This is a genomic window from Pseudomonas sp. HMWF006 (genome assembly GCF_003061205.1).
Taxonomy (GTDB): Bacteria; Pseudomonadota; Gammaproteobacteria; order Pseudomonadales; family Pseudomonadaceae; genus Aquipseudomonas; species Aquipseudomonas monsensis.
The window spans coordinates 6,932-17,402 of the sequence record NZ_QAIU01000264.1 but is presented as its reverse complement, the minus strand read 5'-3'; the positions used below and the strand labels follow the sequence as shown (position 1 = coordinate 17,402).

Here is a 10,471-nt window from a genome sequence, read left to right as displayed (position 1 = left end):
GTGTTCGTCGCGCTGCTGCAACATGAAGCATCACGCGGCAGCCTGGTGGCGGGATTGCTGGCATACCGGGCGATTTATTTTCTGTTGCCGTTGCTGATTACGGTGGTGATGTATTTGCTGGTGGAGGCCAAGGCGAAGGCCTTGCGGATCGAGAAGAAACCTTCCTGAGGTTTTTTTGTTGAAGTTGAGAAGGCTATCTCGACTGAATGATGCTCAAGCGCTCCCCCACCACCATCTCGGTAATCCAGTCCACCAGAATCGAGGTATACGCCTGCTGCGACACCGGTTCGCTCAATGCATGATCGGCGCCGTCGATAATCCGGTGCGTCAGCGAATGAGTCTGCTGACACGCCGCGCGATAACTCATGATTGTTGCGTGGGGCACGTAGTCATCCGTTTGCGATTCCACCAGCAACACATCCCCGGTGAATTGCGAACAGGCATGCAGCGCACGGTTAGTGTCGGCACGGACCAACGTGCTTCGGTAATCACGCAAATCGGCCTTGTCCAGATCGCGCTTGGGCGTGTGCCATTGCTCATCGCGATACAGCGCCGGCACCCGCAACGCCAGCCAGCGCACCGGACGCAACGAAGTGAGGATCGAGGCGAGGTAACCGCCATAACTGGTGCCGACCACCGCAATCGCCGAGGTGTCGAGCGCAGGGTGCGCGAGCAGGCGGTCGTAGGCGGCGAGCAGATCGCGCAGGTTGTCTTCGCGGGTGACCCGGGTCAGCGGAATGCCGGTGCCACCGGTGTGGCCGCGCAGATCGAAGGTCAGGCAGACGCAGCCAAGACCGGCGATGCCTTTCGCCCGCTCCAGGTCGCGCTCCTGGCTACCGCCCCAGCCGTGGACAAACAACACACCGGGCACCTTGGATTTGGGGCTGAGAAACGTCCCGCTCATCTGTTCATCATCAATGTCGATTTGAATGCTTTCGCTTCTAGCCGTCATAGGGTTTGACCGTTACGTATTTGAGGAGAAACTCGCTGTTCTCGGCCGGCCCGCGATACACCTCGATGGCGTCCGCCGGCAGTGGCTGACCAACGTAGGTTTCCACCGAAGACACGCGAATCGCGCGCATGCCCGGATCGTTGACGAAGCTTTGCAGCGCCGCCACTTCGGCGCTGCTGGCACCGCCCATGCGCCAGGATTGTTCGAGCACACCACTGCGCGGTTTGCCATTGCTGTCCAGGCCCTGGGCAATGTCGTAGTTGCGGCGCGAAGCGTAGAACCGCGGATAAGCCTCATCCGCCGCCCGGTCGAAGACCTGCGCCTGCTCGATGGCCAGCCGTACAGCGTCCGGCAGTTCCAGCGACAGCAACTGCGGATAACCACCCTGCACCACCAGCAGATTCGAACCACCATAGACGTCTTCGCCATGGGCATCTTGAGTCAAGTATTGATCACCGCAGTAGCTCAGCACCTTGCCGCCGATGAATGACTGACCGACGCTATGGGTGATCACTTCACTCAGATCCTGCTCCAGCACCACACCATCGCGAAACAACTCTGCAGCTTCCGCTCGGGCAAGTACCTCGTCGAACGCGTCGAGGCTGTTGATAACTTCTTGGCCGCGACCGGCACAGGCGTGAATCGGCTTCAGGCGGATCGGCCCGTTGTGCAGCAAATGCTCGGCAGCCGGTCGCGCATCTTCCAGGGCAAACACGGTAAGGCCATCGAGCACCACGTCGCGCACACACCTTGAGAACAAAGGCGCCCAGCCTTGGGGCGCGTGGGCCAGATGACTGCGCAGGCCGTGGCTGATGGCTTTGGTGCAAATGAAATCGTGTTCGACGAATCCGCCCCACAAGTCATTCGCACCTTTGATGCCCAATTGCTGCGCCTGTTTGGCGCCAACAATGGTTTGCGTAGGCAGCCAGTACAGGTCGCGACCACGGTGTTTTTCCGGGTCGTAGCTACCACCGAATTTGAGCCCGATGATGTGTGCCAGCCAGCGTGCCAGTGCCTTGTTGGTCTGCACTTCGTGCTGTGGCGCACCGTTACGAACTGAATGGGCGACTACCATTTTTTTGCTCGGCGTTGGGGTCATGCGTCCCCCTTCAGCGACTCGATGAATGTAGTCGTTGGAAGTGCAGAGATCAGGCCAATCGCCGCGCAACAAGAATGCACAATGAATCAAGCGCTTGCGCCAACATTGATGGCACCGGGCCTGTTTCAATCTGCACGAACATCCGGTAATCCCCGGCAATTTGCATGATCGCGCGACCTACCTTTGCTCTCGAACGTCCCTCCATATAGCGTCAAACATGACGCATCGCTTGTTGATCGCCTGACGCCCGATTTGCATCGCAATCACCTTTGCTTCAGGTGCGTGCCGAGTCAATCGCCCCAGAATCTTCAGCATGGTGACCGCGTGCCCCTCATCTTCTTCGATGTGTATGCGGAAAAACTCCAGACCTTCCTCACTGATATTCAGCCTCTCCAGCGCCGCCAGAATCGGTTTGTAGAGCAATGGCACGATGGCTTCAGCCCCCAGGCATAGCGCAGCGAGACCTTCAACCGGATTTTCACTGCGGCAAAATTTCATGATCGAATGGGTAAATTCAATGGTCTGGGGCAGAGGCGGCTGCGCCGTGGCGTGGGTGCCCACAATATTGAGAGATCGTTGGAACAGATCGGCATGGGTGGATTTATCGTCACCGTCAATACCCATTTCCTCCTGCAGGTTTTCCATTAAAAGTTTAATGTCATCGAGTGACTCAAGGCGATTGATAACCGCACAAAGAAAGCGAGTGAAGTTTCGCGAGTAGTAATGATGCTGCACCAGAAAATAGCGCATGCCACTCAAAGAAACATGGCCCCTCCCCATTGCCACCAACAGCTCATGATGAACCAGTCTATTTAACGCGCCAGCGTCCAGCCACGTGTCCCATATGGAACCACCGGTGACCGCTTGAATGGCATGCACTACATCATCGCCGTATAACTTGTTATCTTTTTGCACCATAAAATTCCTTTTAACTCTCGCCCGGCCATCCAATGACCAAACCACTCAGTGACAAATTAACCAAAGCACTTAAGTCCTGACGGCAGTGTTTTAATCACTGCGCATCACTGCAAACAACTTGTCGCTCATACCTGGCGAGAAAATAAGCACACAGAGAGGCAAAAATAATACACAGACCACCTGAAGCAAGAATAAGAGCGCTGCTGGAAAATTGGAGCAACAGCCATCCACTGAGCAAGCTCGCGGGCGGAATAGCCAGATAGGCAATGAGCCTGGTGACCCCGACAGTCCGACCCAGAATGGCTTGCGGAACCACTTGTTGGCGATAGGTGAAAAAAGCGATGACCACCACGGATTGGCAGCAGGTGGAAAGCGCCCAAAGCGCCGCGAGTGTCCAGGGCTCGCTCGCCAGCGCTGCGGCCAACGTGAAGATCCCTGCCAGCAGGCAACTGCCCCGGATGAGCACGCCAGCCGGATAGCGCTTCACAAAAACTGCACCTGTTGCTGATCCGGCAACGGCACCTGCGCCAATGAGTCCGTAGTAGTAGCCGACATCGCTCAACGGCACAGCCAGGAGCGTGGTGAAAACATAGATCAGGCTGGCACCGATCAGGGCAAAACCGAAGTTGCAGAAGAAGAACAGCACAACCAATGAACACAGTTCTCGATGCCGAAGGACATAAAGCAGCCCGGCTTTGATTTCGGTGAAGACCCGGGTGGTGGCGGGCTGAGGTTTGCCCTGCTCTTTCAGCCAGTAGCAAAGCGGCAGAGAGAGCGCAAAGCCGACAATACTGACAACGAGAATCCGCTCCTTGGTGCTGAAAGCCAGTACCGCAGCCACGCTGATCGGCGCAACGATGCGAATGATGTTGTCACTGGCGTTGACGATCGCATTGAACCGATGAAGTTTTCGCCCCTCGACCAGCGCAGGAGCGATGCTCTGAAATACCGGGTGATGGGTTGCGCCAACGCTTGCCAGCATGAAGCTCAGCAGCAACAGCGTGATGCTCAAGGCGTCCCCGGACAAGGTGCTCACGGCGACATACATCAGGCTGCCGATGGCAATGTTGATAAGATCGCCACCGATCAGAAATCGCCGCTTGCTGTAGCGATCACTCCACACCCCGGCAAAGGGGGTGACCAGTATGTAAGGCGCCATCGCCGCGAAAAAAGCCAGCGATGTCCAGACAGGGGAGCCTGTCTGCTCATAGACGTAAAGCGGGATGAGAAATGCAATGGCCCATGAGCAAACGGACGTGATGACATAGGACGCCAGCAGCTTGAACATCTAGACGGTCTCCGTCTGCACGGATAGCTGCTGCGAATTGGCGAGATGCCCGCACACCGGGCAGTCCGGATTCTGCTGCCAGACTTCGGCAATGCCGACATCCAGATCGTCGAAGGTGAATTCCTTGAGCTTGTTGGTCAATTGTGGCGGCTGGCAGCCGGTAAGGATCTTGACGGTTTCGCTCACCATCATGCCCGCGGTCACGGCCACCAGGGTCACCAGTGCCGGGCCTGGGTGCCGGTAGGTTATGTCGTGTTGCTTGGCCATGGTCGAAATACTGTTAACCAGGCTGCTTTTGTTGCGCGCCGAAGTCAGCCAGCAAGCACCGCACCCCGAGCTGCCGGGTACCACCGAATAGAAAACCGAGCGGCGCACATCGAGCCCACCGGATATGAAGGGGACGCCCTCCTGAACGCAGGCCTCGTTCAGCCAGTCGGCCATGTAGTTCGCGGGTTTGTCGGCAACGCAAATCACAATATCGTGGCCACTTACGACTCTGGCGACATCCTGAGCCGATTCGAGGCGCGTCTCGTGGGCGGTGATGTCGAGGTGACTGTTGAACTCAAGCAACCGGCGCCGGGCGGTCTCGACCTTCGGCATCCCGATGTCGCTCTCCTTGTAAAGGATCTGTCGATTCAGGTTGCTCAACTCGATCTTGTCAAAATCAAGGATCGTCAGGTGATGTACACCCAGCGCTACCAGATCGAACAGGATATGGGTGCCGAGCCCGCCGCAACCCAGTACGCAGACCCTGGCTGCACGCAGTTTCTCCTGAGAGGAAAACTTGTTCTCTCCCACCGCCGCCATCGACCCGAAAAAATCGATGTTTCGGGAAAATCTGTTGCGATCGTGGTCCGAAAGAGAAGTCGTCTCGAACGCATCAGGACTCTCGACCAGTCGATATCTGATCAAATCCTGCGCAACGCTGCGCAGATCCTCCTGATCCACTGCGGGATAACGTTCGGCCACCTGGTTAATCAACGTTTCGAATGGCGCACTGCCGTCCAGTGCAGTTGCGAATTCCCAGATAGCACCATGGGGGTCGGGGATCTTCGCGTATTGCCCGTTGAACCGCAGAACAATCTGGCCTTCAAGTTTGAACGGAATGATGGTCGGCTTCAGGCAAAGTTTCATATAGCAGCCTCAGATACGGTTAAAAACAAGTTCTTCAAGAACCAGGGCCATAAGGCCCCGGTCCTCATTGGCTAGCTCAGCCGATCTGAGAATCGCCAGCGGAAGATGCTTTTTCGAAAGTCATAATGATTTCCTCAAAAGTTAAAGGGCCAGTGGTCGAACCAACTTTCCACCGGAGTGAAGGTGTGCACATACAAAACCTAGAATAAGTTTCCGAGAGTTGCGAACCCGCGTTATTTCTTAATGTTACTCAAATAAAATGCGCACCATCACTCCTACTGCACGCAAGTGTTAGTTCTTACAGAAACCAGAAAAAACAATGTAGGAATATTTCCTAAAACTTAAACAACAAAAAACAATTACTAAAATCCAAAATAATTGTGACGAGCTGACACAACATTTCAGATACGACCAAGCGATGTGTTCCGCACGGCAAAAACACTGACGAACCGTGCGCGTCAGGACTTTTTCGATGCATCGAAAAAATCTCACGCGTGAGCCATTGATGGCACTTTGAATTGGTTGTAGTGTGGCTCACGCGTGAGATGTTCATAACGGAGTCATCGCCATGAAAAGCCGCTCCCCCACTGTTGCGTCAGAGAGCCCAAAGGGAGAGCGCTCGAAACCGTCCGCGAAAAAGCCGTCGAGCTTCTACATGAAGCAGATGCGTGCGGGCCTGGCTGCCGCCGGTTATGTGAAACACGAAACTTGGGTGCTTCCGGAAAACCGAAGCTTGCTCAAGCAAATGGAGCAACAGCTACGCCAACCGATTCTGGCTGGCTCATTCATGTCGGAGAATTACATGAGCGCAGGCAACAACTGGAACATTGATAGCCTCTTCAACGCCCTCAAGGCGCTGGATGAGGTGGCTTCGCACGAGATCACACTGTCTCTGATCCAGAGCTCCGAACCCAGCATCAAGCTGGAAATGAACGAATTCGGCGGTCTGCCGATTCACATCGCCCTGGCCGGTGCACAGATCATCGTCGACACCGTGCTGGTGGACAGCGATTCGATCACTGACGTGCGCGCCTTCAACGACGCCGTGCTGCGCAGCCGGGAAATGTTCCCGCTGTCGTCGATCGGTATCGAGTCGATGCCGAACGGGCAGACCGTTTACAACATGTTTGGCGCCCTCAGCGCCGACTCGAGCCTGACCAACGTCGTCACCGAGGTGAAAACCCTGGTCGACAACGTGCAGCGCGCGAGCGAAGCCTTCGAACACTTCTTCAAGTAATCAACAGGGAATATCCAATGACTCAGTCCATCTGGAGCAAGTTGTTCACCGCACTGCGCGGCGGCGCCAATGAAGTCGGCGAAGCGATCGTCGATCAACAGGCCCTGCGCATCCTCGACCAGGAAATCCGCGACGCCGACACCGCGCTGTCCAACGCCCGTCGCGAACTGGTCACCATCATGGCCAAGCACAAACTGGCAGCCGACCGCGTGAGCGAGTACGACGCCAAGATCAAGGACCTGGAAGCCAAGGCGGTCTCGGCCCTGAACGCTGGCCGTGAAGACCTCGCCATGGAAGTGGCCGAAGCGATTTCGACCCTGACCAATGACCTCACCGCCGAGAAAAAGCTCAGCGACGAATTCGGCACCTACGCCGAAAACATGCGCAAGGACATCAACAAGGCCGAAGCGCGAATCAAGAGCCTGCGCCAGCAAGTGGACATGGCCAAGGCCCGCGACAGCGTGCAGAAAGCCCAGGTCAGCGCATCCATCGCCAGCGGCGGCGCCAACGGCAAACTGGAAACGGCCGTCGGCACCCTGAACCGCCTGCAAGCCAAGCAGCAGCAACGCGCGGCCGAGTTGAGCGCAGCGGACGAACTGGCCGACGCTTCGACCGGCAACGATCTGGAACGCAAACTGCGCGACGCTGGCATCACGCCGAACGAAGGCAGCGCCAATGCGATCCTCGAGCGCCTGAAGCAGAAGTCCGCTCAGTAAACCCATAAACAAAACCGGTGGGAGCGGGCTTGCTCGCGAAGACGCAGTGTCAAACGACATCCCTGTTGAATGACATTCCCTCTTCGCGAGCAAGCCCGCTCCCGCATGGTTTGTGCAGTGCAAATGTCACTGCTCGTTCGCCGCCCGGCCCGGTACACTAGCGGCGCTTTTTACGACGAACACCTCCACCCGCCTCAAGGAACGTACCCATGGGATGGTTTAAAGATTTGCTGGGCACCAGCAACTGGCAGGCCGCTGCGCCAACCTCGACCGCCGCCAGCGGCCCACTCGGGATGGCTCAGGGCAAAGGCGTCCGGTTCGATTCGACCCTGGCGCTGCTGCTCGACGGTTCGACGTCGGTTCGGGTGCCTTTCGATCAGGCGATCTGGAGCGCAGGCTGGGTGGACCTCGGCCAGTCCAACAAACTGCACCGCTATTACATGAACGACGAGGATTTCTGGGTACAGATCCACGTCACCGGTGATGACCAGGTCGAATCGGTCACCCTGTTCAACTACCTCAGCTACGTGACCGTGAACAGTGACGCCGAACTGCAGCGCCTGGCCGGCCCCAACAGCCTGATCGGTCTGCCGGCCTACAGCCATCAGGGTGTCGAATACCTCCGCGAATGGGGCACCGAACAAGGCCAGACCGAACTGGTGCCGATGACCGAACACGTGGTCAATCCGGACGAGAGCTACACCATCAACCATCACTCGATGCTTTACGCGCGCGACACCGGCCTGACCGATCGCCGCGAACTGCTGCTGTTCTCCGTCGAACAAGACGAAGAAGGCACCGTCAGCCTGAGCACCTCACTGGGCATCTCGCTGTACACGACTGACCTGAGCACCATTTAAATAAGGAAGTTTTTCATGCTGGAAGTGCTGGCCGTTTCCCTGAACAAGACCGCGTTGACCGGTTTCGCTGTCTACCTGATCGGCGCCGTGCTGCTGTTCATGCTGTTTCAATTCATCTACACCCGCATCACCCCGCACAAAGAGTTCGAGCTGATTCGCGCCGGCAACAGTGCCGCGGCCATCGCCCTGGCCGGTGCAATCATCGGGTTCGCGATTCCGGCAAGCAACATCATCTCCCACTCGGTCAACGTCCTCGACTTCGTACTCTGGGCGGTGATTGCGGCCGTGGTGCAACTGCTGGCATTCCTGGCAACCGGTCTGGTGCTCAAGGGCACGTCCCAGCGCATCGCCAACGGTGAAATCGCCTCGGGCATCTACGTGGCCGCAGTGGCCATCAGCGTCGGCATGCTCAACGCCGCATGCATGACCCCGTCCAACTGATCGGCAGGAAGCCTTCGATGAAACGCAGCAAGTACGTTCAACTGTCCCTCGCCGCTTCAGTGGCGCTGGCGATTTCCGGCGAGGTGGCCGCGCAGGACACGCAACGCTTTCAATCTGTCGAGGAGTGCGTCGGCGCCGAAGTGGCCGCCGATGTCTGCACCAACGCCTACGTCGCGGCGCTGACCGAGCACCGGCGCATTGCACCGGCCTACGACGACAAGGCCCAGTGCGATGCAGATTTCGCCGCGGACTGGTGTCAAAAAAACTCCGCTGGCCGCTTTGTACCGAAACTCGGCGGGTTCAAGGTGCCGCAAAACGGTGAGGCACCGCAGAATCTCGACGCTGTGGCCAATGCGCAAATGCCCGCGGGTGAAGCCGCGGCTGCACAGCATGTGCAAAGCACGTCCCACTCTTCCGGGGGCGGGGGCAATGGCTGGCTGAGTGGCTGGCTGATCGGCAACGCGATGAGCAACAACGCGAACCGTACGGTATATCGAGATCGCGACGATGACCGCCAGACCTACACCACCTCGACGCAATACCGCAAAATCGAGTCGGCACCGACGAGTCGTAACGACACCAGCAGCTACGACAGCACTCGAAGCAAATCGGTAAATGTCGCTTCCTCGACCTCCCGCGGCGGCTTCGGCAGTCAGTCTTCGGCGCGCAGCGGTTGGGGCGGCTGGGGCAGTTCGAGCAGCTGACCATGAAGAAGATCCACTGCGCCGAGCGCCCCGACTGGCAACAGACCGCCGAAGAGCTCGGTTTTCTGTTCCACACCATCGACGACGAGCCGTACTGGGACGAAAGCGCTTACTACCAGTTCACGCTCGCGCAGATCGAAAACGATCTGGAGGACCCGACCACCGAACTCCACGAGATGTGCATGGATCTGGTCGATCGCGTGGTGCGCAGCGAAGAACTGCTGGATCGTCTGAGTATTCCGGTTTCGTACTACGACATGATCCGAACATCCTGGCTGGAAGGTCATCCGCATCTGTACGGACGCATGGACTTTTCCTACAGCGGCAACGGCCCGGCGAAACTGCTGGAGCTCAACTACGACACACCGACCAGCCTCTATGAAGCGGCGGCGTTTCAGTGGGGCTGGCTGGAACAATGCATCGAGCGCGGGATGCTGCCGCGCCATGCCGACCAGTTCAACAGCATTGATACCAAACTGCATCAGGCGTTTTCCGAGTTGCAGCTCAAGCGGCCGTTCTACTTCGCCTCGATGAAAGATTCCGTCGAAGACCGCGGCACCACCGACTATCTGCGCCTGATTGCAGAAAAAGTCGGTATCGAGTCGCGGCACATCGACATCGAAGACATCGGCCTGACAGCCGAAGGCCGCTTCGTTGATCTGCAGGATCGCTGGATCCCGCACCTGTTCAAGCTCCATGCCTGGGAGTTCATCTTCCACGAACCGTTTGGGCCAGCGATTGCCGAGTGCGACACGCAGTTCTTCGAACCCGCATGGAAGTCGATCCTGTCGAACAAGGGCGCGCTGCCATTGCTGTGGGAGCTGCATAAGGGGCACCCGAACCTGCTCGCGGCGCACCTTGATCCAAATCCAGCCAGTGCGGTGCCGAAAGGCTGGGTGCGCAAACCGTATTTCTCCCGCGAAGGCGCCAACATCGAACTGCAAACGGCGGAAGGTCTGATCGTCAAAGAGGACGGGCCTTACACCGATGCGCCGTTTATCCTGCAGGCGTTTGCGCCGTTACCGAAGTTCGATGACAGCTACACCCTGATCGGCTCGTGGGTGATTGGCGACCAGGCGGCGGGGATTGGTGTGCGCGAAGACAACAGCCTCATTACGAAAG

Annotated in this window: 11 protein-coding genes and 1 pseudogene; 7 read left to right on the top strand and 5 right to left on the bottom strand. The window is 57.5% G+C overall.

The features are described from left to right. A pseudogene (locus DBR24_RS31940) lies at window positions 1–168 on the top strand (UPF0104 family protein); the annotation flags it as partial. 25 nt (window positions 169–193) lie between these two features. Here the strand turns inward: DBR24_RS31940 and DBR24_RS10990 are convergent. The 5 genes from DBR24_RS10990 to DBR24_RS10970 all read right to left on the bottom strand — a co-directional run bounded on the left by DBR24_RS10990 (window position 194) and on the right by DBR24_RS10970 (window position 5,391). Further along, window positions 194–952 (bottom strand): S9 family peptidase, encoded by a 759-nt coding sequence (locus DBR24_RS10990; RefSeq protein ID WP_128614745.1) that lies wholly within the window; start codon window positions 950–952, stop codon window positions 194–196. Next, window positions 942–2,051, bottom strand: coding sequence for a DUF3182 family protein (locus DBR24_RS10985; protein ID WP_128614744.1), 1,110 nt, complete (start codon window positions 2,049–2,051; stop codon window positions 942–944). Before DBR24_RS10985 ends, DBR24_RS10990 begins: the two co-directional genes overlap by 11 nt. Window positions 2,052–2,228: 177 nt before the next feature. Beyond that, window positions 2,229–2,966 (bottom strand): TenA family transcriptional regulator, encoded by a 738-nt coding sequence (locus DBR24_RS10980; RefSeq protein WP_128614743.1) that lies wholly within the window; start codon window positions 2,964–2,966, stop codon window positions 2,229–2,231. 97 nt (window positions 2,967–3,063) lie between these two features. After that, complete coding sequence (locus DBR24_RS10975; protein ID WP_128614742.1) at window positions 3,064–4,257, bottom strand: MFS transporter; 1,194 nt, start codon at window positions 4,255–4,257, stop codon at window positions 3,064–3,066. After that, window positions 4,258–5,391, bottom strand: a complete 1,134-nt coding sequence (locus tag DBR24_RS10970) for a ThiF family adenylyltransferase (protein WP_128614741.1) — start codon at window positions 5,389–5,391, stop codon at window positions 4,258–4,260. It abuts the gene before it with no gap. A 568-nt stretch (window positions 5,392–5,959) separates the two neighbouring features. On the opposite strand from DBR24_RS10970, the gene DBR24_RS10965 reads away from it, so the two are divergent. The 6 genes from DBR24_RS10965 to DBR24_RS10935 form a co-directional block, all read left to right on the top strand. Beyond that, a complete protein-coding gene (locus DBR24_RS10965) occupies window positions 5,960–6,628 on the top strand; it encodes a YjfI family protein (RefSeq protein ID WP_123463712.1) in 669 nt (222 codons plus the stop codon). Between the two features lie 17 nt (window positions 6,629–6,645). Then, a complete protein-coding gene (locus DBR24_RS10960; RefSeq protein ID WP_123463710.1) occupies window positions 6,646–7,344 on the top strand; it encodes a PspA/IM30 family protein in 699 nt (232 codons plus the stop codon). 209 nt (window positions 7,345–7,553) lie between these two features. Further along, entirely contained in the window at window positions 7,554–8,204 is a 651-nt protein-coding gene (locus DBR24_RS10950) for a DUF2491 family protein (protein ID WP_123463708.1), read from the top strand. Between the two features lie 15 nt (window positions 8,205–8,219). Beyond that, window positions 8,220–8,645, top strand: coding sequence for a DUF350 domain-containing protein (locus tag DBR24_RS10945; RefSeq protein WP_123463706.1), 426 nt, complete (start codon window positions 8,220–8,222; stop codon window positions 8,643–8,645). Between the two features lie 17 nt (window positions 8,646–8,662). Continuing rightward, a complete protein-coding gene (locus DBR24_RS10940; RefSeq protein WP_128614740.1) occupies window positions 8,663–9,349 on the top strand; it encodes a DUF1190 domain-containing protein in 687 nt (228 codons plus the stop codon). A 2-nt stretch (window positions 9,350–9,351) separates the two neighbouring features. After that, on the top strand, window positions 9,352–10,471 hold a 1,120-nt coding region (locus DBR24_RS10935; protein ID WP_256591390.1), incomplete at its 3' end, for a glutathionylspermidine synthase family protein.

What these genes read in the sequence shown, in the direction of transcription:
- DBR24_RS10990 (WP_128614745.1), bottom strand. Translation starts at nt 952, where the DNA reads ATGACGGCTAGAAGCGAAAGCATTCAAATCGACATTGATGATGAACAG.
- DBR24_RS10985 (WP_128614744.1), bottom strand. Translation starts at nt 2,051, where the DNA reads ATGACCCCAACGCCGAGCAAAAAAATGGTAGTCGCCCATTCAGTTCGT.
- DBR24_RS10975 (WP_128614742.1), bottom strand. Translation starts at nt 4,257, where the DNA reads ATGTTCAAGCTGCTGGCGTCCTATGTCATCACGTCCGTTTGCTCATGG.
- DBR24_RS10970 (WP_128614741.1), bottom strand. Translation starts at nt 5,391, where the DNA reads ATGAAACTTTGCCTGAAGCCGACCATCATTCCGTTCAAACTTGAAGGC.
- DBR24_RS10965 (WP_123463712.1), top strand. Translation starts at nt 5,960, where the DNA reads ATGAAAAGCCGCTCCCCCACTGTTGCGTCAGAGAGCCCAAAGGGAGAG.
- DBR24_RS10960 (WP_123463710.1), top strand. Translation starts at nt 6,646, where the DNA reads ATGACTCAGTCCATCTGGAGCAAGTTGTTCACCGCACTGCGCGGCGGC.
- DBR24_RS10950 (WP_123463708.1), top strand. Translation starts at nt 7,554, where the DNA reads ATGGGATGGTTTAAAGATTTGCTGGGCACCAGCAACTGGCAGGCCGCT.
- DBR24_RS10945 (WP_123463706.1), top strand. Translation starts at nt 8,220, where the DNA reads ATGCTGGAAGTGCTGGCCGTTTCCCTGAACAAGACCGCGTTGACCGGT.
- DBR24_RS10940 (WP_128614740.1), top strand. Translation starts at nt 8,663, where the DNA reads ATGAAACGCAGCAAGTACGTTCAACTGTCCCTCGCCGCTTCAGTGGCG.